Genomic DNA, 25,726 nt, shown 5'->3' with positions numbered 1-25,726 from the left:
TGTTAATAATTGTGTGAATTTTAAGATTATGATTTTGGGGGCAGTGGACTTTGAAGAAATACTGCCTTGAAATGATTATCCCTTCCGAATAATGGTTTGCCTTGGATATGGATGTACGCTTCCACTTCAAAATCATTTTCAGCAGAACCATTCTTTAATTTCGAAAAATCGGATGGCAACACTATTTTCCGCAATTTGTATGATGACCCGCTCGTCTGCGATACATTCTCGGCAAGGGTGTTGCTGTAGGTTTGCTCCAAAAAATAATCTTCTCCGATTATATTTGCCGCCCATTCGTTTGTCTCTTGGCACGTATTTAGGTGCCATATCTTACAACCAATGTTTGCCTGCCACGCTTTGACAATATGTTCAGGGCTACGCCCCTCAACAAAACTGTAAAAGTTGATTAGCGATTGTGAGCTATACAAACAGGCAATGCGGCCACCCCTCGCTGTTAGTTGGAACGAAAGGTCTTTTGGTATAATGAAGCTTTGCGCCTCATCACAAGCTATAAATAATGGCCTATTATTAATCATAAGATCACGCTTTTCTGCATATCGTTGAAAGATCAGCTTAAAAAGAAGCTGTACATCCCTGCCAACTTTTTCGTATTTTTTAACTGGTAGATCAATTATAATGATCGCACCATCTGCACACATGTCAGGTGTTAATGTACTCCCATCACAAAAAAGCGAGTAGATAGGCTCGCGGAGCAATCTGTACAGGAAACCGGATATCTTCATATCTACTATGCTTCTGGTTTTTTCCGCCAGGTTGCCAAGCGTTATAATCGTGAACTGATCAATCGCTTTAAAAGTCCGTGCCTCGGGAATTGCTTTAAATAAATTATTTTCATACATTCCGAGGGTTTGTAGCATTTCCAGTTCCGCCACTTCAAACGACTGTTCCCAATGTTCTACCTTGGCCATAATGCGTTCTTTAACCAGATCATAGGCAAGTTCAAACGCATTCTTTTCTTCGGGCATTCCTTCATTTCCCTTGCTTCTTGGTAAACTCTGGATGACATCATTAATCAATTGAATGCTTAACTTGCCGTAGGCGAGCCGTATCAGGTCAATTGTATTTGATAGCATCACTAACATGGTCTCAGACCAAAAAGGATCATTTTGTGAGCCTGTATCTTTTCCTTGCCCAGCCTCAATTACTGTTTTCAGTAAGTCCACAATGTTATCGGTTGTACCTTCGGAATTGTCGCCCTGGCCAAATTCGTATTCGAGGAAATCAAACTTTTCGTTCCCGCCGACGCTAATAATTCGAACATCATTGCCACGCTCTGCTTCTTCACAAATTGCTCTGTAATCCGATGTGTCTGTTATCTTTGTAGTAAGCAAGATTCCGCCATATCCAGCCTTTAAATAACTAGTCAGGTACTTGCAAAAGCTCGTTGAACTTTTGCCACTACCAGTAGAACCCATTATACTTACTGACGTAAAAGCGTGTTTCTGGGTGAAATAAGTGCTATTCTCACCTGTTATAAATTCTACCAGTGGTAGATTATCGTCATCCCAATTCATAATAGATTTGATTTAAGTTTGAAAATCCTCCCTGCAAAAAGCAAGGAGGATGATTTTTAATTAGCGAGATTTCCTTCTCGCTTCCTTCAGCCGCAGGTCTTGCACGGTCAGCCGCTTCTTCGGTACGTTTGGCCACTTTGCGAGCCTCTCAGGCTTCTCTAATCGCTCTCCTTCGAGCGTCATCAGCGTAACTCATTGTAGCAGGTATTAAAGTAAATCCACAATTCGGCGGGTGGACATCCGCTTTTATCTTCGCGTTAAAGTCGTTTGCGTGCTTTTTTTTCGAGGTAAGCATCAACCGAGCTTTTCAGGTACAGGAAATTTTTCCTCGTAATCTCTGAAACCACAAAAGCATCCTGATCTCTTAGCTTTTGCAACGTGGTAGGGCTTTTAATGTCGAGTTGAGCCATCACCTCCTTATTTGTCAGCCAGACCTTTTCCGGCTTATGACTGGCTTTAAGCCTGACGAACAGTGCCTCTATCAGTTCGTAAAACTCCTGCTCCCCGAAGCAGATTAGTTTGGTATTTAGTTTATTTTCCATTCCCATCGTTATTTGTCTTTTCAAGTCTTTTTTTCATTTTTATGCTACTTCACAGTGGGTTAACCTCTGTCTTTTTTAATCTTTTTAGATTATGGTTTGGTCTTAACATTTTCCGTTTCAAAGGTCCCCTTACAGGTCCGCAACTCGTTAACGATTGATCTGACACCCTTGTCGATATTGATTTTTGGTCTCATATTCTTGGTTCTTATTTATTTTCTATTGACTTTGAACTGTCTTATTCATAATATCATTTCATTTTATGGAGACAGATGGTGGAATTTTTCGACGGTTATATTGAGTTCAAACGGGAGATGACAGTTGGAGAGCAAGGTCGTTTGATTCAGGAAGATGATTTTAAGAAGTTCACAGATAAGTTTGGCAATGAGCGAACACTCGGCTACTTGGAAGCAATGAAAGATTTCAACGCCCATTTGGAGGTTATCCTCGGGGGTGGCTATTGTCGAAATGGCGTAGCGGAAACTGGCCATATGGTCAGGAAGTATCTCTGCGAATTTGTTGATCATAACACAAAATTTTTAAGTAAGATGAAACAAAATCAAAGCTCCACCTTAAAGCCCTGAGTAGTGTATCACGCTTCAAAATTGATCTTTGGCTTTTGTCACATTTTAATTATTTTTATTTGTGAGAATTTGATAATCTAAAAATCAACTCACTTTAAAATGTGGATTCACAAGAGCGTATATACAAAGTTGTACTTTTTGCTAGTTGAAAAGGTTATGTCCAAATTGAAGGGCAAAGAAGGGCAGAACAGAAGAGGCAAATTTTATAAAAGAAAATCTCAAAATATTTGGAACGTAGTTAGGGTAAATGAAAAAACAGGGGAAAAATTTTACATCGTTTCTCTCGTTACAAAAAATCCTTTGACCTCATACTGGATTTACTATCGATTTTTAACCAATTATGACTCTCCTGACCACAGGGATGTTTTAGAGAAATTTCAGGACATCGACGAATTTTACATTTTATCAGCACTAGAATATTTAGACTTCGATATCCCACAATATATCAAACACAGCGTCGATAAAGGTTGCAAGTTATTGGATTCCGAAACAGTTCTGAAGATAAGGGCTGAAATTCTTCTTGATGTGTTTGTAAAAGCTAAATTCTATAAAATCCCATTTGAGAAAATTTTAAAACCTAAGAAAACCTGCTTCAATAATCGCATTTTTGACGAAATAACAATTCAAACATTCTATGAGATAGAAAAGCGAAAATCAGGTTTTCAAAAAGTTTTGCCTCGCAGAAGAGCATTTTGCCAAGAAAATGTATGCAGTGCAATAGAATCATATTTTTCCGAAATTAATCTCTCCAATTTTAGTGAGGCGTTTAATTCCTGGTCTAAAATGGGAAGAAAGATATTCTGGTCAAATGATATAAATATTTTTTCGGAATTCTACCGTTTTCATTTGTTTACTAATAAGATAATACCAGAGGAAGTAAAAATAAAACCAGCACGAAAAAAATCAACAGCTTATATTGTCGTCACAGTAGAGCAAACTGAAATCTTGATAAAAACTCCCCAAATGTTTAGAAGGTTACTTTGGCCAATCGATAAAGATACCAAGGTCACTTGGCCTCCTGACGAAAAACGCATTATGGAGGTACTTACATTAGACGATCTAAAAAAATGGTTCGAAGATAGTGAAAAGTATGACTTTCATACTATGTATGAATTCATCCAAGAAGGGCGTGAATTTATGTTTTGGCTCAATGAGGTCGGTTACGAGCGTGAACGGATAAAATCATTTAGGTTCTGGAATAGAAGACAAGTTGTCCGAAAGCAATTTAAATTTGACCTCGAACAAGAAGCTGACCAGCCATGGCAGATTTCGGGAATGCATAACATTGAAATAAGGAATTAAATATTGATTCGCAATTTTAGAGGTTACCTAATACTACAAACATAAATAGAGTAATTCTTTTCGCACCTATTTCGTACCAAAACCAAAAAAGCACCTAGATTTTCATCTAAGTGCTTGATTGTCAGTGGGCCCACCTGGGCTCGAACCAGGGACCAAAAGATTATGAGTCTTCTACTCTAACCAGCTGAGCTATAGGCCCTGAAAAAAAGTATTCCTTTTTTGCGAGTGCAATGTTACAAATTTGAATTGAAATTAGGAAAATGTTTTCGGCATTTTTTCATAAAAAGAACGGATATAAACTCATTTTCAATCGCTTAAATTTAATTTTCATCTTACAAGGGCTTCTCTATAATAAAAAAATGTGGATAAAACGCCTGTTCACCTACCCTTAAATCAATTTCGAATAGGTTAATTTTGTAATTGATATGAATACGCCCGACCCGGACAACCAACTCCTTCTGGATTTTTTAGCCACTACCAATCAGCCTGTTTTTTTAACCGGTAAAGCCGGAACGGGCAAAACTACCCTGCTTCGAAAAATCAGGGATACCACAAAAAAGAATTTCGCTATTGTTGCACCTACCGCAGTTGCAGCCATAAATGCTGGTGGTGTAACGCTCCACTCCTTTTTTCAGATTCCTTTCGGCCCTTTGGTTCCGGTTGTTGATGAAAATGCTGAAACTAATTTTAAATATTCAGACGAAAAAACCAGACTCTTACGCTGCCTTGATTTATTGATCATTGATGAAATCAGTATGGTTAGGGTTGATCTGATCGATTTTATAGACCGTACTTTAAAACGTGTTAAAGGCTCTAACCGTCCTTTTGGTGGCGTTCAGGTGTTGATGATTGGCGATCTTTACCAGCTCTCTCCTATTTTTCATGATGCCTGGCATATTCTGGGCAGTTATTACTCTAGCCCCTACTTTTTCGATAGCCTGATTTTCAGGTCTACACCAATGCTTACGTTTACTTTAGATAAAGTTTACCGTCAATCAGACCCAGTATTTCTTGATATTTTGAACGGGATGCGGGAAAACAGTCTTGATGCCAGCCTTCTTGCCAAACTGAATGAACGCTACGATCCATCTTTAGATCAGGAATGGAAAGATGATTACATCACGCTCACTACACACAACCAACTGGTTAATGAAATTAACCAGGGGTGTTTAGAAAAATTGCCCAGAGAAATTTTCGAATTCAATGCAGATGTAAGTGGCGATTTTCCTAAAGATGCCTACCCTACCGACGAAAAACTTCAGTTAAAGCTGGGGGCGCAGGTCATCTTCATTAAAAACGATTCTTCGGGTAAAAAACAATTCTACAACGGAAAAGCAGCAAAAATTACCGCAATCGGTCAAGATTCGATCAAAGTAACATTCACCAATGGTGGCAGGGAAATCGAAGTTGAAAAAGAAATTTGGCAAAATGTTAAATATAGCCTGAGCAACGAAGAAAATAAAATAGACGAAACCAGTACCGGATCTTTCTCACAATATCCTTTTAAATTGGCCTGGGCCATTACCGTACACAAAAGCCAGGGATTAACTTTTGATCAGGCAATAGTAGATGTGAGTACTGCATTTACCCACGGACAGGCCTACGTGGCACTGAGCCGATGCAGAAGCCTGGAAGGGCTTATCCTGAAATCGCCTGTGGTTAACGAAAATATCATTACCGATGCCAAAGTAATCAGTTTCACAAAAGCAGCTCACCAGGATAAACCTACCACTGATCTGCTGGCACGTTATACGCAACAATATACCTGGGGCTTGATTCATGAACTGTTGGATTTCTCGCTGATGGCCAAAGATTGGGAAAAACTCGGGCGCTCCAAACTGATCGATAAAGACGAGAAGAATGCTTTTTTATCTATTTACGAACAGGGAAACCAGATCTTTCAACATGAGATCTTTAAAGTAGCCAGAAATTTCATCACAAAGGAATTCTCAAAAATAAGCACCAATGAAAATCCTGCCAATGAGAGTGCTTTTATGGAACGTTTGCAGAAAGCATCAGCTTATTTTATTCCAAAACTGGAACAGCTCATTACCTTAATGGCAAAAATTATAGCCATTAACTTTTATAACGATACCCACTCTGACAAACTCCTTACAGTTTTAAACGACTGTAAAGATGCACTCCAGATCAAGCTGGCTTTATTCAAGATTTCATGGAACCCCTTTTCGATCAAAGATTATATCAATACCTTGCACGCCGCCGGCAATAAACAACCAGAAAAAAAACCGGTTAAATCGAGCATTAAACCAAAAGAGATTTCCAATCCCCAGGTTTATAAAAACCTGGTCGAATGGCGTAAAACAATTGCGCAGCAACGCGGTACGCAGGATTATGCTGTACTGTCTGATTTAGCATTACTTTCTATTGCCGAAAAAATGCCCAGAACTACCGATCAGTTGGCTGCACTCAAAAGCGTAGGCATTGGTAATGCAAAAGAACTCGGCCAACAGATTACACGTATTGTTAATGCCCATTTGGGCACCAGCGAGTTATTTTAAAAAAATTTAGTTCTTAAACACTTTTTTTAATACTTTCGCAACCCCATTTTAGCCCGCCAACCACAGCATAGCAAGCCATGAGTAAGTTTTTATACGGAATCGATTTTGGAACAACCAATTCGGCACTTTCTATTTATGATGAAGACAAGAAGGAAATTATAGACACCATTTCTATCCCTTCATTAATTTATTTTACAGAAGTAAAAAGTCTTGTTGATGGCGAAAGTCATATCGTTGGCGAAAAAGCAATAGATGCTTATTTAAGCGATGGCATGAAAGGCCGTTTTATCAAATCCATCAAACAGATCCTCTCCAGAACTACTTTTACAGAAACACGGATCCATAATAAAAGATATACCGCTTCTGATCTGGTTACTTTAATTCTTAAAAATTTAAAAGCGAAGGCGGATGAGATTATTGGTGAAAACTGCCACAAGGCCATTATAGGTCGACCGGTGTTTTTTGATGATGATAATACCATGAAAGATACCCTGGCGCAAACCAGGTTAAAAAAGGCAGCAGAAAGTACAGGTTTTACCGATGTACGTTTTCAGTTTGAACCGATTGGCGCTGCTTTTGCATACGAAAAAACCATTACCAAAAAAGAACGTGTTTTGGTAGCCGATCTGGGTGGCGGAACAACAGATTTCACCTACCTTATTCTCGATCCCGATAAGGTTGGCAGCAAGGACCGCAAAAACGACATGATTGCTTCTGGTGGCATCTATATTGGTGGAGATAGTCTGGATTCGGCATTTATGTGGGATAGAGGCACACCATATTTTGGAAAAAACACGCTTTACGAGGCCACACCAGGTAAGGTTTTAAATGTGCCCAAATCGCTTTTTGCAAATATCTGCACCTGGGATAAAATGAATTTCTTTAACGGTTTAAAAATCCAGAAAGAGATTGAAGAATATTATTATTACTCTGGAAACGATCCCAAGTTCAAAAACCTGATTACCTTGATCGAAAATAACCTGGGTTATTCGCTATTCAGATCGATAGAGAAAACCAAGATTGAACTTTCCGATCAACTTAATTCTACCTTCGCCTATAATAATATGGAAATCGAAATCGATGAAAACATTTCGCTGGAACAGTATAATTCCATCATCGAAAAAGATATTAATAAAATAGATGCTTATCTGGATCAGTTTATGGAAACATACAAAATCAATCCGGCAGACATAGACTGTTTGTTTTTAACCGGAGGAACATCAATGGTATCGGCCGTACAAAATTTATTTAAATCGAAATTTCCGCACATTCCGTTAAATTCTGGCGATAATTTTAAAAGTGTAGCCAAAGGACTGGCTTACAGCGGTTATCTGTTTGAAAATTAATTACAGGCTAAAGCAAACTCTTATGAATAATCTTAATGCAAGCGCTTTAAGATTAGCTTCGCTGAGCACTTCGTGGTTCCCGCATGTGCGAGATCTGATAACTATCGGATGACGCCCAACCTGGTGGAGTCTGTCAATGGTAGCGGAGTCGGAGGGTATTTACTTGCAATTTATCAAGCCAGGAAGTCTTCGAGTACGCTCAGACTGACAACTGTGACGCTTAACTTTATAACATTTGGGTAACGCTTCAACATGGGCCAATTTGCCAAAGCAGCATTTAGGCTAAAACAAATTTTATTTTGTAGTTAAAATAGAATTTTCATTTCGGCCTATCACGGTACTTCGTGTTATAACTTCTCAGAATATTTCTACGGGTCCAAACTGAATAGCCGTTTTTTAACAGACTGCAGTTAACTAAATCCATATTTTTAGCCTTGTAAAATAGCAGCATCCTCAATTGTAAATACTAAAATACAAATATGTAATATATTTAGGAATATTCTTTTTCTTTAGATGAAGATTTCATAATTTAGCAGCCATAAAATTGGTGCGGCTGATAAAATAGAAACAGTGAGCAAAGCTTTACGCGTTAGGCGAGAAACAATTAATGTGGTGAGGTCTGGAATAGCTGTTTTCTAGAAGGGATGAAATCAACTTGGTGAACATTTCTTTGGCAGACGCACCAATTTTTTTCGTTGAATTTTAGCTTAGACGGCTAAATTGCAATACCGACACGCCTTTATGCCTTTTAAAACTGGTGCTAAAATTTGTAGTCTGTTCAAAACCCAATAATTCTGCTATTTCATCAATCGTATAATCACTATGAAGCAATAATTCTTCCGCTTCGCGCATAATACGATCTTTAATGAGCACGGTTAAGCTTTTACCAAGCGCCCGGCCTAAAAATTTATTCAATCTGCCCGGACTGATACCCATACCCTCAGCATAGAACTGAATGGATCTTTCCCGCTTATAAAATTGTTCTAAAATTGCCCGAAATCTCAATACCTGCTGTAAATCATCCAAAGTTAATGCTGCAAGATAGCCATCTAAACCAGCCGTAAAACCCAAAAAGAGTGATAAATATTGTGACAAAAAAGACATATCTTTTTTATGATCAATTTCTTTTTTTAGCTGATCGAGTAAACTATAAGTTTTTATTGATTTTTGCGGATCAAGATCCCTGAAAGATAAATTTAAAAAAAGATTTTTAGCTTGGGGATCCAAATGTTGCAATAAAAATTCTGCATATAACAAACTACTAAAACTCAGCCAATAGCCTGAAGTTATTTCGCCATCTAGCCTAACCAAACCTTCTTCAGGAATAAAAAAAATCCGACCTTTTAGCAGCGCATAATCGCCAGAATTCATACATAAAAAGCCCTTTCCCTCACCCAAAATAAGCATTCGCATGGGATATATTGCCTGTAACGCACGCTCTCTGCGAAAAAAACCTTTAATTGATTCTAGCTGTATCATAAAAATTTAAGGATAAACAACCGTGAGACCAAATTTATCCGATTTGGTTACAAGTTGCTAAAATAAATTATTATTGTGAGCTAACAATCTTGAGTTGTGACGGTTAAACTACATCCAATTATTAAGTGGTTTAGTCAGGTCAAAACTTATTCACCAAGATCGCCTTTTATTTCCTAAGCCACTTCCTTAGTCATCCTATTTTATGAGACTTTAAAGCCGCTTATTATTAGATAATATACCTTACAAATAAAATAGAAAAAATATTCCTCAATTGCTATTTAGGCAGATAACACAATTACCTTGGTGGCTTCAATGCCATGTGATGTAAATTCAAGATCAAACTGAACAATGTTGCTGGTTTTTATGGGGTCAACCACACCATGCGCAAAAACGCTCACTTCTCTCCCTCCATTTGAAGGTATGATACTCCCAATCCCTTCTTCCTGATTATAAAACTTTACTGTACCTAATCTCATCGAATTACTGAATCTTTTTAACATTAACAGCATTAGGACCTTTTTTGCCTTGCGCTACCTCAAATTCTACCCGATCATTCTGGCCTATTTTACCAACTAAGCCAGTAACGTGAACAAAAATTTCCTCTCCGTTTTCTGTTATGATGAAACCAAATCCTTTAGATTCATTATAAAATTTTACTGTTCCTTGCATTTTTATTTAGAATTTAATCCATAAACATACAAAAAGCAAAAAAGGTTTAGCCATTAAATAGATTTTCATACCAGATCAATAGATCAAGCAATAAATGATGATGATTTAGCGATAAGACTTTACCAAGCTAGCGCCAATAATTGGTATATAAAAGAGTGTTGGTATTCATTTCGACATTATTCAGTAATCCTACATATATAGAATACTGCATGGCCAGAAAATGAATCCAATTTTATTGCGTACCGAATTAACGACTTATTAAAGGAGAAGGATATTTTTCAAAATTGACTAACTCTTTTTCCCGCTAAAAATCACAAAGAAAACACTAAAACCACCTAAGAGGAAAACTATTCCAAGAATCAAATTTACTTTATCGTTCATACCGTAATTTACAGATTAAAATCACAATGACAATAGGCTGACATAAAACAAACTAAAAAAACAACTATTAGTTGTACGATTTTAAAATGTAATTAGTTCTTTTTGAAGAATAAAAGAAGAATTACAAAACACAACAAGTTGACTGTTAATTTATTATAAATTAAAATAAATACACCTAAATGTATCCTTCCATAATTCATCAAAATTTAATCTATTAAGCTTCGCATAAATTTTGATACAATACCCCAATCTATAAAAGTATAGCCTATATTTATTGGAAATCATTCAACCAAATAGATGAAAACAACATTTACCCTATTGTTATCTGCCATTGCGCTTATATTTATATCGGCAACTACACTAAACAAAAAAGTTTATGAAAGCAAAGCTTTCAATTTTTTTCCAAAACATAAAATAGATACGCCAGACCAAGACCGCTTTGTTAAAGTTACCCTAGCGCAGGGAGAATTTACAGAGCCTACCGAAATGACAATACTCCCAAACCTGGATATTTTGGTTGCCCAACGCAGAGGCGAAGTGTTGATCTATAAAAACCAGACTAAAAAAATTAAAGAAGCTGGTAAACTTGATGTTTATTTTAAAACCAATACCCCAAATGTAAATGCAGAAGAAGGCTTATTGGGTATGGCCGCAGACCCAAAATTTGCTGTAAATAAATACATTTATCTTTTTTATAGTCCATTTGACAAATCTGTTAACCGACTTTCGAGATTTAAGCTGGTTAACGATCAGATTGTTAAAGAATCAGAAAAAATTGTGCTCGAATTCTATTCTCAGCGCGAAATATGCTGCCATACCGGCGGATCCATTGCTTTCGGATCAGATAACCTGCTCTATGTATCAACAGGCGATAACTCTACCCCGTTTGATGCGCCGAAACAGCAATATGTAAACAAAGGTTATGCCCCGCTTGATAACAGGAAAGGATTTGAACAATATGACTCCAGAAGATCGGCTGGCAACACCAACGATTTAAGGGGAAAGATACTGAGGATTAAGGTGAATGAAGATGGTACCTACAGCATACCTGAAGGTAACCTTTTCTCTAAAGACAATCCGAAAACCAGACCTGAAATTTATGTAATGGGCAATAGAAATCCTTATCGCATTTCGGTTGATCAGAAAACCAACTTTTTATACTGGGGTGAAGTTGGCCCCGATGCCCCCAACGATGATCCGCTAAGGGGCCCTAGGGGTTATGATGAAGTAAATCAAGCCCGTAAAGCAGGTAATTTTGGCTGGCCACTATTTATAGGCAATAACTACCCTTACAAGGCCTATGATTATACCAATGGTGCAAACGGGAATGCGTTCGATCCTGAATCGCCAATAAACAACTCGCCAAACAATACCGGTTTAGAAAAACTTCCACCCGCACAGCCAGCCTATATCTGGTATCCTTACGGTGAATCAAAAGAATTTCCACAGGTTGGTGCAGGTGGCCGAACAGCAATGGCCGGTCCCGTGTATTATGCCACAGCAAACTCACCATACCCAGCTTATTATAACGGAAAGCTCATCATTTATGAATGGGTACGGGGATGGGTTAAAGCGGTAACCATGAATGCCCAGGGAGATTACGTAAGTATGGAGCCGCTTATGGCTAAAGTTTCTTTAGCCGCACCTATTGATATGGAATTAGGACCTGATGGAAAACTATACATCCTCGAATATGGCAAAGGCTGGTTTACCAAAAACCCTGATGCTGCAATTACCAGAATTGATTACCTGAAAGGCAACCGTCCACCAGCTATTGAACGCCTTATTATTGAAAAACCCAGTGGTTTATTACCTTATAAAATGACGGCAACCGTTGCAGCTAAAGATCCAGATGGCGACCCACTAAAATATGTATGGAATTTAGGGAAAGGGATTACAAAAACTACCAATACACCAACATTAACTTATACTTTTACTAAAAAAGGCGAATATCTGGTAAGCGTTACCGTGATCGATAACAGCAAAGCTTCGGCAAAAAGCCAGGTGATACCTGTTTATGCAGGCAATGAATACCCAACTGTAGCCATAAACTTAGCTGGTAACAAGAGCTTTTATTTCCCAAATAAAGCAATTGATTATAAAGTTTTAGTGAGTGATAAAGGCGCGAAAGTGAACACTAACCGAATTTATATTTCAAATACTTATACAGAAGGAACTGATTTAGCCGGCGCACAATTAGGGCACCAACAGGCAGCACAAACGCTAGTTGGCAAATCGCTCATGCTGAAATCTGATTGCAGCACCTGCCACAAAGAATCAGCCGTTTCCATTGGACCGGCTTTTGAAAAAATTGCAGCAAAATATAAAAATGACAGTAAAGCAGTTGATTACCTGGCCTCAAAAGTAATTGGTGGTAGCCATGGTGTTTGGGGAGAAGTACCAATGCCGGCGCATCCTGCGATGAAAGAAGCTGAAGTGAAAAAAATTACAGAATGGATTATGACTTTAGGTAACAAAGAGGCAGTTAAAGCTTCTTTGCCAACCTCAGGAAAAATCGTTCCTGCAGCAACTGCAGATAAAAAGAAAACGGTATTTACTTTAAAAGCAACATATACCGATGCAGGAGCTGCAGGTTTAAAACCTTTAACCACTACAAACGTAATCAACCTGAAAAGCAATATCATTGATGCTGAAGACATTAAAGACTTTGACGGTTTTGAACGTAAAGATATTTATGGTGGCGAAAAACTCATACTCACCAAAGACAACGGTTGGATCGCTCTAAAACATGTTGATTTAACTGGCATCTCGGGTTTTAGCTATTCGTTCCTGAATCTTGATCCTGAATCGGATGGAGAAATCGAAATCAGATTGGACGATAGTAAAGGGATCATGATTGGAAAGTCAGGGTTCAGGAAAAGTGTACCAATACAAATGATTTCTGACGGGAAGACCCACGATATTTATTTTGTGTTTAAAACCCTAAAAACGGGCGATAAAAAGAAACGGACCATCATCCAATCAATTACGGTGGAGCCTAAATAGGCCTGGAGATAAAATTTGGCGTCATTCCCAACTTGATCCGAGATGGGAATCTTAATGCACAATGAGGTTATTTGTATGTGTTTTAAGATTCCGGTCTGCACCTATCGTGTGGACACATCTTTTTTAAGAATGTTTTGGGTAGCATGCTAGCTGACCTTAATAAACCACAGTCTTTACCGAAGGACGCCGTCAATCCCAAGTGGCGGGAGAATCAAAAAAACAGGTGCACAATGGCCCAAATAGCATTGCCAAACCTGAAACGCAGTGGTTTTGTGTTCATTAGCGTTGAATTCAAAATTTAATATAAATTGAACACAAAACGAAGTGCCACTGTTTTTTTGATGAGCGTGGGCGGTGAGAAGCCACATTGCTGGATTGACAAAGCGCTTGGGGTACTTTTGCGCTCCAAAGTACCATGCCCCGCGGCAAAGAGCGGAAAAAATTAACATTTGTCCCCAAAACTATGCTTCTTAAGGAATGAGGACCAGTTAATGGCGGGAAAGATGCTGAAATAAATTCAGCATGACGATCGCCTTAGGGATATGTGCTATAAAAAACAAATGCAGCTAATAGAAATGTGTCCACACGATAGGGTCTGCACGGGAATGACGCATCTTCAAAACATTACTCAACAATTAAACTATTGTAATTCGATTATTTCAAAAAAAATATCGTTTAATACCTCCTGTTAAATCAGCAATAATATCTTTGCACCAAATTCAGAAGATACCATGCAAAATATTAAAAACATTATTTTTGATTACGGAAACGTAATATTTGATATCGATTTCAGAATTGCCCAGGCTTCTTTTCAAAAATTGGGCATTACAGATATCGAAAATTTCTTTGCACACAAAGCGCACAACCAGTTATTTGATGATTTTGAAACGGGTGCCATTTCGCCATCCGAATTTAGGGAAGGAATTAGAAATGCTGCAGGCAAGCCAGAATTAACTGACGAACAGATTGATGAGGCATGGAATAGCCTGCTAATTGGAACCATACAGGAAAACCACGATTTACTACTGGAGGTAAAAGAAAAGTACCGTACTTTTCTTTTAAGTAACAACAATGAAATCCACTACGATTGGATTATCAATTACCTGAAAACAACCTTTCAGATTAATAATTATGATGCTTATTTTGAGAAAGCTTATTTCTCACAACACATGAAATTGCGTAAGCCCAATACCAATATTTTTGAACAGGTATTAAAAGAAAATAACCTCGATCCTGCCGAAACCCTATTTATTGACGATAGTCCACAACATATTGAAGGCGCTAAAAAAGTGGGATTAAACGCATTATTAATGACCGAAAAACCGGCACAGTTAGGTGCCTTCCTAAAAGCGAACGGAATTTTGTAAATTAACAGATGTCAGAAAAAAAGTATAAGTCGCTAAAAGCGTTCTACCCATTTTATTTATCAGAACATCTTAATACCACATCGCGTATTTTACATTTTATCGGCACCGGATTGGTTTGCCTCGCGTTCTTTACCGGATTTCTTTTTCACAATTGGCATTTCTTTTTGGCCATGCCTGTGCTGGGTTATGGATTTGCATGGATTGGACATTTCTTTTTTGAGAAAAATAAACCTGCTACTTTTCAATACCCGCTTTATAGTTTAGCCAGCGATTTTATCCTTTTTTATGATTTGCTAACGGGCAAACAATCTTTTGTAGTAAGGAAGTAATTTGGTTCTGGAAAGCCTTTCAACTTAAACTCGATTGAAGCGGCATCCTTTTTGGCTGTCACCCTGAGCGAAGTCGAAGGGCAGCCAAAAAGATACAGCGCAAAGCGAGGCTGCATGTTACGAAGGACTACTGCACGCTCATTTCCAAAAACAATGAAAAAACTATAAGAAATGAAATGAAAGATGCTGAACTAAAAGAAAATCGTCATCTCGACTGAAGCACCGCGGAATGGAGAGATCTATCTCGAGATAGATTTAGCTTCGCTGAGCCTTCGGGTTCTCGACTGCGTTGCACTCCGCTCGAAATGACGATCTTGCTTAACTGAAAACTGCGAATTGCCAACTGAAAACCGAACTACAGTTTTCTTCTTTTCAATTCTCTTTCAATCAAACCTAACTCACGCCCTGTTTGCCCTGCCACCGACGTATTTTCCTGGGCTCTTCTGAACAGATAAGGCATTACCGCTTTAATTGGTCCATAAGGAACATATTTTGCTACATTATAATTCGAATCGGCAAGATTAAAACTTAAGTTATCACTCATGCCCAATAACTGGGCGAAATATACATGAGGATGATTGTGCGTGATATTTTTTTCGTCTAAAAGGTAAGTCAATAAACGACTGCTGTCTTCATTATGTGTTCCAGCAACAATGGCAATATCGTTAATGTGATCTACACAATAGCGTAAAGACTCATTGTAATCACGGTCTGAAGCTGCTTTATCAGGCTGAATAGGCGAAGGATAGCCCATTTCAGCGGCACGTTTACGTTCCTTTTCCATATAAGCGCCACGAACCATTTTTACGCCCAAAATAAAGCCATCTGCTTTAGCTATTAAATGGTCAGCTTTCATATCAGCTAGTTTATCATGACGGTACATCTGGTAAGTATTGTATACAATAATCCGCTCACGGTTAAATTTACGCATCATATCCAGCGCCAACTCATCAATGGTATCCTGAATCCAGGTTTCTTCTGCATCAATCATGATGGGCACACCTTTATCATAAGCTGTTTTGCAGATCATTTCGCAACGCAGTTTCACTTTTTCATATTCTGCCTGTTCTGCTGCAGTTAAAGTTTCTTTTGCATCCAGCTTCTGTAATAATGCAAAGCGGCCTATACCCGTTATTTTGAAAACTGTAATCGGAATTTTAGCATCGCCATCTGCCCTTACGATGGTGCGGATAATTTCGGCACAGGTTTCGTCAAACACCAGCTCTTCTTCTTCTCCCTCTACAGAATAATCTAAAATGGTACCTACCCCACCTTTATCTAATTGCTCAATAGCTTTATTACATTCTGCAATGGTTTCGCCGCCACAAAACTGCTGAAAGATGGTTGCTTTGATAGCGCCCTGAATAGGCAAACCGATATTTAAAAAGAAATTTGTAATAGCCGGACCGACTTTGGTCAGGAAATTATTTCCGATCATTTTAAAAAGCCAGTACGCCTTTTTCAGCTCATGATTAGATTTTTGACGGAAAGCAATTTCCGTGTTATCGAAATTTGGCTGTTTCTTAGTGGATAAATCCATTTTTTACGATATAATAAGTCAGATTGGTGCAAAATTATAAAAAGCATTGGTTGTTAAAACTAAAAACCTCTAAATAATCGTATTTTTGCATAAAATGATACAATTCAAATTAGAGGGCGAATTTATTCCATTGATCCAACTGCTAAAAGCAAGCGGATTGGTTGGCAGTGGCGGTGATGCCCAAACCGTTGTTGAAGATGGTTTAGTAAAAGCCAACGGCGAGGTCGAATTTCGCAAACGCTACAAGGTTAGAGTTGGTGATATTATTACTTTTGGGGAAAATAAAATAGAAATTATTTAATGGAACCACTTACCAGCGCAGGCCACACCCTTTATTTCGAAAGCAATTTAGCCGCTTTAAAAGCACTTTTAGCCAGCAACAAATACAGCAAAGTTTTTGTATTGGCTGATGAACATACAAGTGAAATATGCTTACCGCTTTTTCAATCCATCTTAGATTTTTCTGAATTTGACCTGATTGAAACTTCAGCAGGCGAAGAAAATAAAAACATCGATTTCTGTATCGGCATCTGGAAAACCTTACTGGATTTTGAAGCCGACCGTAAAAGCCTGATGATCAATTTGGGCGGAGGTGTAATTACCGATATGGGTGGTTTTATTGCTTCTACCTATAAACGTGGAATCGATTTTATTAATATTCCTACTAGCCTCCTTTCGCAGGTTGATGCCTCTGTAGGCGGTAAAACAGGAATTGATATCGACAATGTAAAAAACATGGTAGGCACCTTTACCCTCCCACAAATGGTTTTTATTGAAACTGCATTTTTAAAAACGCTGCCAGAGCGCGAACTTTTGTCGGGTTTTGCCGAAATGATTAAACATGGTTTAATTTACGACAAACCATATTATGAAAAATTAAAGGTGAGCAACTATTTAACGCCAGCGGCAGAAGATATTTACCGCTCGGTAGAAATTAAAAATGAGGTGGTCACCATCGATCCACAAGAGAAAAACCTGCGTAAGATTTTAAACTTCGGGCATACCATTGGTCATGCCATTGAAGGTTATTCTTTGGCAAATGACGAAAATCCGTTAACACACGGTGAAGCTATTGCCATTGGTTTTGTATGCGAAGCAGCACTTTCAATCAACAACAGTACGCTGAGCACAGAGGAGCTGGAAGATATCAGCAGATATATCTTATTGTTATATCCTAAATATCAAATCAAAAAAGAAAGCTACAATACCCTTTTGGATTTAATGAAAAGTGATAAAAAGAACGAAGATGGAAACATCCTTTTCTCACTTTTGGAAAGCATAGGTAAATGCACGTTTAACTGCCGTGTAAGTACAACAGATATTTTAAGCAGTTTAGATTATTATAACAGTTTATAAAATGAAATATACCGGAAGTGATATTTCTGTTATCGGGCTATTTAGCTTCGTAATCGTTTTAACCCTGGTTGAAATGTATTTTAGCTATCAGCATGACAGAAAATTATACACAAAACGTGATACCTGGACGAACATCTACCTGATGACTGCAGCCGTGGTGATTAATTTAGGCACCAAAACATTTACTTTCTTCTTATTAGCCTATTGTTATCAGTTCCGCTTGTTCCAGATTTCAAATGTTTGGATCTATTGGATAGTGCTTATTTTAGCGCAGGATTTTTTATACTGGTTTTTGCACACCGTGGGGCATTACGTACGCTTTTTCTGGGCCATGCATGTTACACATCACTCCTCTGAACACTTTAACTTAACCACGGGTTTCCGTTCAACTGTTTTCGAGCCGTTGTACCGTGTTTTCTTTTACCTGCCCCTGGCCTTTATGGGCTTTACAGCAGTTGATATTCTTTTTGCCTATCTGGTTACTCAAATTTATGGCAATCTGGTTCATACCCAATACAACATTAAATTCCCGAAATGGTATGAGTATATTTTTGTAACGCCATCTCATCACCGGGTACACCATGCCAGCAATGTGCGCTACCTTGATAAAAATATGGGTATGGTATTAATTCTTTGGGATAGGTGGTTCGGAACCTTCCAAGCCGAATTACCAGAAGATGAAGTTAAATATGGATTAACCACCCAACCTACCGATACCGGACCTGTAAACATTGTTTTCCACGAATTTATTGCGCTAACAGCAGACGTTAAAAAGGCCCCGACATTTATGGATAAAGTAAAATACATTTTCAATCCGCCGGGATGGAGCCATGATGGAAGCACTAAGATTGCAAAAATTATGCAGCAGGAGTTACGTGACGAGGAAAAAAGAAAATACGAAGAACTGCAATACCAAAAAGTAAAAGGTCTTAACGATCGGGGAGAGTTAAGTTCTACAGGGTAAGAAAATAATTATTCACTAAAGATCTGTGCTTCCTCAGACCTTTTTTACTATACAACTTAGCTATCTTTTTAGTCACAGATGCTCACAGATGATGTTTTCGCATTCGAAAAGACGGATATTCGGTGGATCAATGATTTCATAGAAATAATTCAAATAAGAAGTTTACTTACTAGCTACCGTCATCTCGATCCGATAGCTATCGGATCGAGATGACGACGACTTTATTGAACGCTTTCGATAGTAACCGGCCTCCAACCAAATAAAAATCCGCTTTTAAGCCATTTTAAAGCACAAAAAGACCAATAAACAAACCAGCCCATTTTTAACAAAATTAAATTTTATTAAAAATATTTTCAATTTCCTATTGACAAATTAAATTTTGTTATTACATTTGGCTCAACAAAAAAAGAAATGCAAAATACAAACACATATTACTTTGGTTACTTTTACTATTTTAGTGAGAGCCGGGGCTAATATGCAAAAAGATATATAACAATATTAAAATGTATAAAAAAGTCCCGGCAAACAGCCGGGACTTTTTTGTTTTAACGCAAAAATGGAAACGACAAAACGAGTAGCAATTCAGGGTATTAAAGCATCTTTCCACGAAGAAGCTGCATACAAATTCTTTGGTAAAGACATTGAAACTGTGGAGTGTAATTCTTTTAAAGAGACTTGCGATAAGCTAGAGAAAAACGAAGCCGATTTCGTAGTAATGGCTATAGAAAACTCTATTGCCGGCAGTTTGTTGCCAAACTATACACTGATCAGGGATTTTGGTTTTTCTGTTGTGGGCGAGGTCTATTTAGCTATCCAATTGCACTTAATGGCGCTACCAGGCGTAAAGTTTGAAGATATTAAAGTAGTTACTTCACACCCTATTGCCATTCGTCAATGCATCGATTTCTTTTACGATTATCCACACATTAAAATTGTAGAAAGCAACGATACTGCTGCATGTGCAAAACGCATCCAGCAAGAGCAACTAACAGACACCATGGCTATCGCAAATAACTTAGCTGCAGAACTTTACGGCTTAAATATTTTAGAACGCCGTGTAGAATCAAACAAAAAAAATTACACGCGTTTTTTGATTCTTAAAAAAGACAAAACAGACGAAGGAAAGAAAATAAATAAAGCCTCCATTTGCTTTCAGGTTGGACACAAAGCCGGCTCATTGGCAACTGTGTTAAATATTTTTGCTGAACAAGAGGTAAGCTTAACAAAAATACAATCTATGCCTGTTCTAGGTAAAAGAAACGAATATTACTTTTACGTTGATTTAGAATGGCCAAGTACCGAAAAGTATGATAAAGCCATTAGAAAGGCACTAAAATATACATCGAACTTTAACATATTAGGCGAGTATCAAAAGAACGATAAAGTGTAACAGCCAGCAGTAAACAATTTTCAGTTGGCAATTCAATCCAACAACATCACAAATAAACAATATAAAATATAAACCGGACTTCCGCCAAGGGACTCTGGACTTTAAATAAACCCGTCATCATGAAACTTAATTTAAACATTCAGCCTTTAAACACCTGGTTAAACGTAAACAACGAACCATTAATCATTTCTGGTCCTTGCAGTGCAGAAACTGAAGAACAATTATTAACTACAGCGCATTTATTAGCCGCTACCGGTAAAGTATCTGTATTGAGAGCAGGTATCTGGAAACCACGTACCCGTCCGGGAGAATTTGAAGGAATCGGAAGTATTGGTTTAGAATGGTTAAAGCGCGCTAAAGCAGAAACAGGTTTGCCAACGGCTGTTGAGGTTGCCAATGCAAAACATGTTGAAGAGGCTTTAGCAGCTGGTGTTGATATCCTTTGGATCGGCGCACGTTCTACGGTAAATCCTTTCACTGTTCAGGAAATTGCTGATGCTTTAAAAGGCCATGATGTTCCGGTATTGATCAAAAACCCGGTAAACCCGGATTTACAGTTATGGATCGGTGCAATTGAGCGGATCAATGGTGCGGGCATTACTAAAATCGGTGCTATCCACCGCGGTTTCTCCTCGTTCGAAAAAAGTTCTTTCCGTAACGAACCGATGTGGGAAATGGCTATCCAGTTAAAAACTTTATGCCCTGAACTTCCAATCATCAACGATCCAAGCCATATCTGCGGTAACCGTGAGTTGATCCCTTATGTTTCTCAAAAAGCACTAGATTTAGATATGCAAGGTTTAATGATCGAATCTCACGTAGATCCTTCAGTTGCCTGGACAGATGCTAAACAACAAGTTACACCAGCTGCTTTAGCAGAATTGGTAGAGCGTTTAACTGTGCGTGAACCAGAAGCACCAAACGAAGCATCTGCCGATAAATTAGCTGAACTACGTAAATCAATCGATAAAATTGATGATATCTTATTACAAAAATTGGGTGAGCGTATGGCTATTGTAGAGAAAATCGGTGAATTTAAGCGTGATAACCAGGTAACGATTTTACAGGTTAACCGTTGGGATGCCATCATCAAAAAAGGTCATGCTTTTGCAAAAGCTTTAAAATTAGATTTAAACTTTACAGAGAAATTCTTAGAATTAATGCACGGTGAATCTATCCGTAAGCAAACTGAAATTATGAATGCTGGCAAAGCTGAAAAAGGCATTGCTGCTGAACAACATACTGAAGTTAGTAAATAAGGTAAAGGGTTGAGGGGTTTAAGGTGGAGGGTAAAAACAAAATCCTAAAAAAGAAATCCTCTACATATAACATTATTGATGTGGTGTCAGATGTTTCCATCTGACACTTACATTTAAGCATAAAACAGAATAAAATGTCTAAAAATGCCTTAGTTTCTTTTAAAGGAACCAAGAATATTAATACGGAAATCCAATTAACAGGCTCGAAAAGCGAATGCAACAGAGCACTTATTATTAGCGCTTTAAGCAAGAAATTGGTTAAAGTTGAAAATCTCTCCAATGCAGCTGATACAATAACATTAAATGGTATCCTAAACAAGTTGGGAATTGAAACCAGTGAGTTGGGAGCAGACTCCAAACTGAAAACTGAAAACTCCGAACTGGTTGACGTTGGTCCTGCAGGAACCGCTATGCGCTTCTTATCTGCTTATCTTTCGGCCAAAAACGGGAATTTCTTACTTACCGGAACCGAGCGTATGAAACAACGCCCTATCGGTATTCTGGCTGAAGCATTAAAAACCATAGGCGCTGACATTTCCTATGCGGAGGCTGAAGGTTTTCCACCACTAAACATTAATGGCCCGTTGGACCAGAAAACGAACCAGGTAAAAATTAAAGGTGATATCAGTAGTCAATATATTTCAGCCTTGCTGATGATTGCCCCTATCCTACCTCAAGGTTTAACTTTAGAAATTGAGGGGGAGCTTACCTCTAAGCCATATGTAGATATGACCCTGGATATGCTTGCAGAAGTTGGTATCGAACATCACTGGGATGGAAATTCAATTTCCATTAAACCGCAGGCTTTTAAACCAGGTACCTTAGTTGTTGAGCCCGATTGGAGTGCAGCTTCCTATTGGTATAGCATTGCAGCTTTAGCTGATGAGGCAGAAATTAGTTTGCCTGCCTTAAAAGAAAAAAGTTTACAGGGTGATAGCCAGATCAAAAATATCATGAAGATTTTTGGTATAGCCACCAGCAAAACCGATAATGGAATAGCGGTTAGCAACTTAGGCCTTTCTTTAGATACAAAGCAAGTTTTAGACTTAAAAACCTGTCCGGATTTAGCACAAACAATTATCGTTATTGCTGCAGCCTTAGGTAAAAATATGGCTTTTACAGGTTTAGAAACCTTAAAAATTAAAGAAACAGACCGTATTGCAGCCCTTCAGAACGAATTGGCCAAAATTGGCGTTACTTTAACTGAAAATAATCTCGTTTATACTTTAAATACAGATAACCTTCATTTTCCTGATAAAGTTACTTTTGCAACCTACGAGGACCACCGTATGGCAATGGCTTTTGCTCCTCTTGCACTATTGATTAACGAAGTTGAAATTGAAGAAATGCAGGTAGTAGAAAAATCTTATCCTTATTATTGGGAAGATTTGAAAAAAGCAGGGTTTGAGGTCAGTGAGATTTGATACACTAGATTTGAGACAGCTGAAATTCTCAAATCACATAGCTCAATGCTAACCTCTTAACGTAAAATAATTAAAATTAAAATCTGAAGTTTAGATAGAATGGGTACTGCTCAAATCTCATATCTGGCTTCTCACATCTAAAATCAAATATGGCAGGCAACTCATTCGGACAACTTTTTCGCATCACTACTTTTGGCGAATCTCATGGCGTAGCCATTGGGGTAATTATTGATGGCTGTCCGGCGCAATTGGATATTGATCTGGATTTTATCCAATCAGAACTAGACAAACGTAAACCAGGCCAATCCAAGATCACCACGCAAAGAAAAGAAAGCGATACCGTTCAAATTTTATCGGGTGTATTTGAAGGAAAAAGTACCGGTACACCGATTGCGCTTTTAATCCCTAATGAAGATCAGCGTTCAAAAGATTATGGACATAATGTTGATGTTTACCGTCCGAGCCATGCTGATTATGTTTACGATGCAAAGTATGGGATCCGTGATCACCGAGGTGGAGGGCGTTCTTCAGCACGCGAAACTGCAGCCCGTGTAGCAGCCGGAGCAATTGCAAAATTGTTTTTAAAACAACAAGGTATCGAAATTTTTGCCCATGTAACTTCAGTAGGAACAATTGAAGCGCCTAATTTAGAAAGCAATGATTTATCTGCCTTATTGCAAATCAGAGAAGAGAATATTGTGCGCTGTGCAGACCCCGCAACCGCTCATGAAATGATCGAATTTATTGATGCAGTTAGAAAAGATGGCGATACCGTTGGCGGAAAAATTGGCTGCATCGTAAAAGGCTGTCCTGCAGGCTTAGGCGAACCTGTTTTTGATAAACTGCATGCAGATTTAGGCAAGGCCATGCTCAGCATTAATGCCGTTCATGGTTTCGAATATGGCTCGGGTTTTGCCGGAAGCGAATTACGCGGATCGCAGCACAATGATATCCCTCAACCCAAAGCTGCAGATTCTAAAGTATTTAAAACCACCACCAATTATGCAGGTGGTATTTTAGGAGGCATTTCTAATGGAATGGATATTACCTTTAAAGTAGCGTTTAAACCAGTAGCAACCATTATGCATAACCAACAAACCATCAATGCAGCTGGCGAAGCTTCGGAGATTAAAGGCAAAGGCCGACATGATCCTTGTGTGGTACCAAGAGCAGTAGTCATTGTTGAGGCTATGGCTGCCCTGGTTTTAGCCGATCAGTTTTTAAGGAACAAAGCCTGTGTTATTTAATATTCCGCCAATGAAAACCATCACCTTCTTATTACTATTGTTCAGCATGAATAGCTTTGCCCAAAGTTACGCTAAACAGATTGCTAAACACCGTGAAGCTTATAAACAGGATTTCATTAAAGATAATCGGTCGCCGCTTAAGAATAGCGACCTGCAAAATCTACACTTTTATGATGCAGACAGTACTTATAAAATTTTGGCTGCTGTAGAATTATTAAAAAACGAAAAAGTTTTCAAAATGCCTACATTTAATGGCACTAGCAGCGATTACTATAAATATGCTCATGTAAACTTCGTTCTCCATAACGAGAAAATCCAGATGACTTTGTATAAAAGTGTTTCTTTATCTACTAATCCTATTTATAAAGACCACCTCTTTTTGCCCTTTACAGACGAAACCAACAACAAGGAAACTTACGGCGGTGGCAGGTACATTGATCTGGATACGAAAGAAATTGTGGATAATCATATCGAAATCGATTTTAATAAAGCCTATAACCCTTACTGCGCTTATAGTGACGGCTACCGCTGCCCTGTACCACCAGAAGAAAACGACTTACAATTGCCTGTAAAAGCTGGGGAGAAATTATATACGGGAGAAAAAAAACACCAAAATTAAAGTTAACTTTACGTTTTCAATAGAGCACTAGCCAAATTATATTATAATCCATATTTTAATGTAACTTTAACTGGAAATACTGTTCTGTAAATAAATTACATATCCTAATATCTAAATGACATACAGCTGCTTAATTGTTGATGATAATGAAATTGAAAGAGATGCCGTAGAAATGCATCTAAAAAAAATTCCATCATTAAATATTGTTGCTGTTTGTAGTAATGGCATAGAGGCCTCACAAATTTTATCAACCACTGCCATAGATATTGTTTATTCTGATATTGATATGCCAGAACTTTCTGGTATGGATTTATTAAAGAGCTTAAAAAAACAACCTTTATTTATCTTTATTACTTCATTTAGCGAGTACGCAGCAGAAAGCTTTAACCTGGATGCCCTGGATTTTATTGTTAAGCCCGCGACTTTTGAACGTATATTAAAGGCCACCAACAAAGCAATAGAATATATTGTGTTAAGGAAACAGGTCAATAAACTTCCTGTAGAAAACTTAAACATTGACGATAAAACAGATGACGATTATTTCTTTTTTAGAGAGACTAAAGGTATAACGAAGCTGAAATATAATGATGTGATTTATATCGAAAGCATGGGCGATTTCTCAAAACTGTTTACCCGTATAGATAAACATATTATTTTAGTAAGCTTAAAAAATTTAGAAAAACAATTACCTTCTAAAATTTTCTCCAGGGTACATAAACAGTACATCATTAATGTAAACCATATTGTAACTTTAACTAATCACGAAGTTCATTTAGAAAATAACTTTTTGGTTCCCATAAGCGCTTCCAACCGGCAGGAATTATTGGAAAAATCAATCGATAAGAAAATTCTGTCGAGATTTTTAAAATAA

Annotated in this window: 22 protein-coding genes and 1 tRNA gene; 16 read left to right on the top strand and 7 right to left on the bottom strand. The window is 37.9% G+C overall.

All coding sequences use genetic code 11. From position 1 onward, the window contains the following. Positions 1-26: 26 nt before the first annotated feature. Together OQX63_RS17235 and OQX63_RS17230 are read right to left on the bottom strand one after the other, a co-directional pair. The gene (locus OQX63_RS17235; RefSeq protein WP_265852061.1) at positions 27-1,535 is read right to left on the bottom strand and encodes a hypothetical protein; all 1,509 of its coding nucleotides are present in this window, start codon (positions 1,533-1,535) and stop codon (positions 27-29) included. A gap of 257 nt (positions 1,536-1,792) precedes the next feature. Next, positions 1,793-2,077, bottom strand: a complete 285-nt coding sequence (locus tag OQX63_RS17230) for a DNA-binding protein (RefSeq protein ID WP_265852060.1) — start codon at positions 2,075-2,077, stop codon at positions 1,793-1,795. 269 nt (positions 2,078-2,346) lie between these two features. Between OQX63_RS17230 and OQX63_RS17225 the strand changes: the two genes are divergently transcribed. Together OQX63_RS17225 and OQX63_RS17220 are read left to right on the top strand one after the other, a co-directional pair. Beyond that, entirely contained in the window at positions 2,347-2,658 is a 312-nt protein-coding gene (locus OQX63_RS17225) for a hypothetical protein (RefSeq protein WP_265852059.1), read from the top strand. A 165-nt stretch (positions 2,659-2,823) separates the two neighbouring features. Continuing rightward, a complete protein-coding gene (locus OQX63_RS17220) occupies positions 2,824-3,960 on the top strand; it encodes a hypothetical protein (RefSeq protein WP_265852058.1) in 1,137 nt (378 codons plus the stop codon). A 125-nt stretch (positions 3,961-4,085) separates the two neighbouring features. Here OQX63_RS17220 and OQX63_RS17215 read toward each other — a convergent pair. After that, positions 4,086-4,159 (bottom strand) — tRNA-Ile (locus OQX63_RS17215). A 226-nt stretch (positions 4,160-4,385) separates the two neighbouring features. Here OQX63_RS17215 and OQX63_RS17210 point away from each other — a divergent pair. Both OQX63_RS17210 and OQX63_RS17205 read left to right on the top strand, forming a co-directional pair. Then, the gene (locus tag OQX63_RS17210; RefSeq protein ID WP_265852057.1) at positions 4,386-6,479 is read left to right on the top strand and encodes an HRDC domain-containing protein; all 2,094 of its coding nucleotides are present in this window, start codon (positions 4,386-4,388) and stop codon (positions 6,477-6,479) included. 77 nt (positions 6,480-6,556) lie between these two features. Next, a complete protein-coding gene (locus OQX63_RS17205) occupies positions 6,557-7,825 on the top strand; it encodes an Hsp70 family protein (RefSeq protein WP_265852056.1) in 1,269 nt (422 codons plus the stop codon). A 702-nt stretch (positions 7,826-8,527) separates the two neighbouring features. Here OQX63_RS17205 and OQX63_RS17200 read toward each other — a convergent pair. The 3 genes from OQX63_RS17200 to OQX63_RS17190 all read right to left on the bottom strand — a co-directional run bounded on the left by OQX63_RS17200 (position 8,528) and on the right by OQX63_RS17190 (position 9,973). Continuing rightward, positions 8,528-9,304: a helix-turn-helix domain-containing protein gene (locus OQX63_RS17200; RefSeq protein ID WP_265852055.1), complete on the bottom strand. Its 777-nt coding sequence runs from the start codon at positions 9,302-9,304 to the stop codon at positions 8,528-8,530. Between the two features lie 278 nt (positions 9,305-9,582). Next, positions 9,583-9,804: a cold shock domain-containing protein gene (locus tag OQX63_RS17195; RefSeq protein ID WP_265852054.1), complete on the bottom strand. Its 222-nt coding sequence runs from the start codon at positions 9,802-9,804 to the stop codon at positions 9,583-9,585. Continuing rightward, the gene (locus tag OQX63_RS17190) at positions 9,785-9,973 is read right to left on the bottom strand and encodes a cold-shock protein (RefSeq protein ID WP_265852053.1); all 189 of its coding nucleotides are present in this window, start codon (positions 9,971-9,973) and stop codon (positions 9,785-9,787) included. Before OQX63_RS17190 ends, OQX63_RS17195 begins: the two co-directional genes overlap by 20 nt. A 678-nt stretch (positions 9,974-10,651) precedes the next feature. On the opposite strand from OQX63_RS17190, the gene OQX63_RS17185 reads away from it, so the two are divergent. The 3 genes from OQX63_RS17185 (at position 10,652) to OQX63_RS17175 (ending at position 15,056) form a co-directional block, all read left to right on the top strand. After that, positions 10,652-13,360 carry a PQQ-dependent sugar dehydrogenase gene (locus tag OQX63_RS17185; RefSeq protein WP_265852052.1) on the top strand — a complete coding sequence of 903 codons (2,709 nt, stop codon included), beginning with the start codon at positions 10,652-10,654 and terminating at the stop codon, positions 13,358-13,360. A 731-nt stretch (positions 13,361-14,091) separates the two neighbouring features. Next, positions 14,092-14,727, top strand: a complete 636-nt coding sequence (locus tag OQX63_RS17180) for an HAD family hydrolase (protein WP_265852051.1) — start codon at positions 14,092-14,094, stop codon at positions 14,725-14,727. Between the two features lie 8 nt (positions 14,728-14,735). Beyond that, positions 14,736-15,056 carry a DUF962 domain-containing protein gene (locus OQX63_RS17175; RefSeq protein WP_265852050.1) on the top strand — a complete coding sequence of 107 codons (321 nt, stop codon included), beginning with the start codon at positions 14,736-14,738 and terminating at the stop codon, positions 15,054-15,056. Positions 15,057-15,411: 355 nt separating this feature from the next. Here OQX63_RS17175 and OQX63_RS17170 read toward each other — a convergent pair whose 3' ends face one another. Further along, on the bottom strand, positions 15,412-16,596 hold the full coding sequence (locus OQX63_RS17170) for a proline dehydrogenase family protein (RefSeq protein ID WP_265852049.1): 1,185 nt from the start codon (positions 16,594-16,596) through the stop codon (positions 15,412-15,414). Positions 16,597-16,690: 94 nt separating this feature from the next. Here OQX63_RS17170 and OQX63_RS17165 point away from each other — a divergent pair, with 94 nt between their 5' ends. The 9 genes from OQX63_RS17165 to OQX63_RS17125 all read left to right on the top strand — a co-directional run bounded on the left by OQX63_RS17165 (position 16,691) and on the right by OQX63_RS17125 (position 25,726). Then, on the top strand, positions 16,691-16,897 hold the full coding sequence (locus OQX63_RS17165; protein WP_265852048.1) for an RNA-binding S4 domain-containing protein: 207 nt from the start codon (positions 16,691-16,693) through the stop codon (positions 16,895-16,897). Beyond that, positions 16,897-17,952 (top strand): 3-dehydroquinate synthase, encoded by a 1,056-nt coding sequence (gene aroB, locus OQX63_RS17160; protein WP_265852047.1) that lies wholly within the window; start codon positions 16,897-16,899, stop codon positions 17,950-17,952. The genes OQX63_RS17165 and aroB overlap by 1 nt, the downstream gene beginning before the upstream one ends. A gap of 1 nt (position 17,953) precedes the next feature. Beyond that, positions 17,954-18,916: a sterol desaturase family protein gene (locus OQX63_RS17155; RefSeq protein WP_265852046.1), complete on the top strand. Its 963-nt coding sequence runs from the start codon at positions 17,954-17,956 to the stop codon at positions 18,914-18,916. Between the two features lie 556 nt (positions 18,917-19,472). Then, a complete protein-coding gene (locus OQX63_RS17150; protein ID WP_265852045.1) occupies positions 19,473-20,306 on the top strand; it encodes a prephenate dehydratase in 834 nt (277 codons plus the stop codon). 119 nt (positions 20,307-20,425) lie between these two features. Next, on the top strand, positions 20,426-21,565 hold the full coding sequence (locus OQX63_RS17145) for a chorismate mutase (protein WP_265852044.1): 1,140 nt from the start codon (positions 20,426-20,428) through the stop codon (positions 21,563-21,565). A gap of 134 nt (positions 21,566-21,699) precedes the next feature. Then, on the top strand, positions 21,700-22,989 hold the full coding sequence (aroA, locus tag OQX63_RS17140) for a 3-phosphoshikimate 1-carboxyvinyltransferase (protein ID WP_265852043.1): 1,290 nt from the start codon (positions 21,700-21,702) through the stop codon (positions 22,987-22,989). Positions 22,990-23,138: 149 nt separating this feature from the next. Beyond that, a complete protein-coding gene (gene aroC / locus OQX63_RS17135) occupies positions 23,139-24,236 on the top strand; it encodes a chorismate synthase (RefSeq protein ID WP_265852042.1) in 1,098 nt (365 codons plus the stop codon). Between the two features lie 10 nt (positions 24,237-24,246). Continuing rightward, positions 24,247-24,855: a DUF1684 domain-containing protein gene (locus tag OQX63_RS17130; protein ID WP_265852041.1), complete on the top strand. Its 609-nt coding sequence runs from the start codon at positions 24,247-24,249 to the stop codon at positions 24,853-24,855. A 115-nt stretch (positions 24,856-24,970) separates the two neighbouring features. Next, positions 24,971-25,726: a LytR/AlgR family response regulator transcription factor gene (locus OQX63_RS17125; protein ID WP_265852040.1), complete on the top strand. Its 756-nt coding sequence runs from the start codon at positions 24,971-24,973 to the stop codon at positions 25,724-25,726.

The organism is Pedobacter sp. PF22-3 (genome assembly GCF_026239555.1).
Classification (GTDB): domain Bacteria; phylum Bacteroidota; class Bacteroidia; order Sphingobacteriales; family Sphingobacteriaceae; genus Pedobacter.
This window is presented reverse-complemented; position numbering and strand designations above follow the sequence as displayed.

Excerpts from the sequence above, each read along its gene's own strand:
- OQX63_RS17235 (WP_265852061.1), bottom strand. The coding sequence starts at position 1,535 with ATGAATTGGGATGACGATAATCTACCACTGGTAGAATTTATAACAGGT.
- OQX63_RS17230 (WP_265852060.1), bottom strand. The coding sequence starts at position 2,077 with ATGGAAAATAAACTAAATACCAAACTAATCTGCTTCGGGGAGCAGGAG.
- OQX63_RS17225 (WP_265852059.1), top strand. The coding sequence starts at position 2,347 with ATGGTGGAATTTTTCGACGGTTATATTGAGTTCAAACGGGAGATGACA.
- OQX63_RS17210 (WP_265852057.1), top strand. The coding sequence starts at position 4,386 with ATGAATACGCCCGACCCGGACAACCAACTCCTTCTGGATTTTTTAGCC.
- OQX63_RS17205 (WP_265852056.1), top strand. The coding sequence starts at position 6,557 with ATGAGTAAGTTTTTATACGGAATCGATTTTGGAACAACCAATTCGGCA.
- OQX63_RS17200 (WP_265852055.1), bottom strand. The coding sequence starts at position 9,304 with ATGATACAGCTAGAATCAATTAAAGGTTTTTTTCGCAGAGAGCGTGCG.
- OQX63_RS17195 (WP_265852054.1), bottom strand. The coding sequence starts at position 9,804 with ATGTTAAAAAGATTCAGTAATTCGATGAGATTAGGTACAGTAAAGTTT.
- OQX63_RS17190 (WP_265852053.1), bottom strand. The coding sequence starts at position 9,973 with ATGCAAGGAACAGTAAAATTTTATAATGAATCTAAAGGATTTGGTTTC.
- OQX63_RS17185 (WP_265852052.1), top strand. The coding sequence starts at position 10,652 with ATGAAAACAACATTTACCCTATTGTTATCTGCCATTGCGCTTATATTT.
- OQX63_RS17180 (WP_265852051.1), top strand. The coding sequence starts at position 14,092 with ATGCAAAATATTAAAAACATTATTTTTGATTACGGAAACGTAATATTT.
- OQX63_RS17175 (WP_265852050.1), top strand. The coding sequence starts at position 14,736 with ATGTCAGAAAAAAAGTATAAGTCGCTAAAAGCGTTCTACCCATTTTAT.
- OQX63_RS17170 (WP_265852049.1), bottom strand. The coding sequence starts at position 16,596 with ATGGATTTATCCACTAAGAAACAGCCAAATTTCGATAACACGGAAATT.
- OQX63_RS17165 (WP_265852048.1), top strand. The coding sequence starts at position 16,691 with ATGATACAATTCAAATTAGAGGGCGAATTTATTCCATTGATCCAACTG.
- aroB (WP_265852047.1), top strand. The coding sequence starts at position 16,897 with ATGGAACCACTTACCAGCGCAGGCCACACCCTTTATTTCGAAAGCAAT.
- OQX63_RS17155 (WP_265852046.1), top strand. The coding sequence starts at position 17,954 with ATGAAATATACCGGAAGTGATATTTCTGTTATCGGGCTATTTAGCTTC.
- OQX63_RS17150 (WP_265852045.1), top strand. The coding sequence starts at position 19,473 with ATGGAAACGACAAAACGAGTAGCAATTCAGGGTATTAAAGCATCTTTC.
- OQX63_RS17145 (WP_265852044.1), top strand. The coding sequence starts at position 20,426 with ATGAAACTTAATTTAAACATTCAGCCTTTAAACACCTGGTTAAACGTA.
- aroA (WP_265852043.1), top strand. The coding sequence starts at position 21,700 with ATGTCTAAAAATGCCTTAGTTTCTTTTAAAGGAACCAAGAATATTAAT.
- aroC (WP_265852042.1), top strand. The coding sequence starts at position 23,139 with ATGGCAGGCAACTCATTCGGACAACTTTTTCGCATCACTACTTTTGGC.
- OQX63_RS17130 (WP_265852041.1), top strand. The coding sequence starts at position 24,247 with ATGAAAACCATCACCTTCTTATTACTATTGTTCAGCATGAATAGCTTT.
- OQX63_RS17125 (WP_265852040.1), top strand. The coding sequence starts at position 24,971 with ATGACATACAGCTGCTTAATTGTTGATGATAATGAAATTGAAAGAGAT.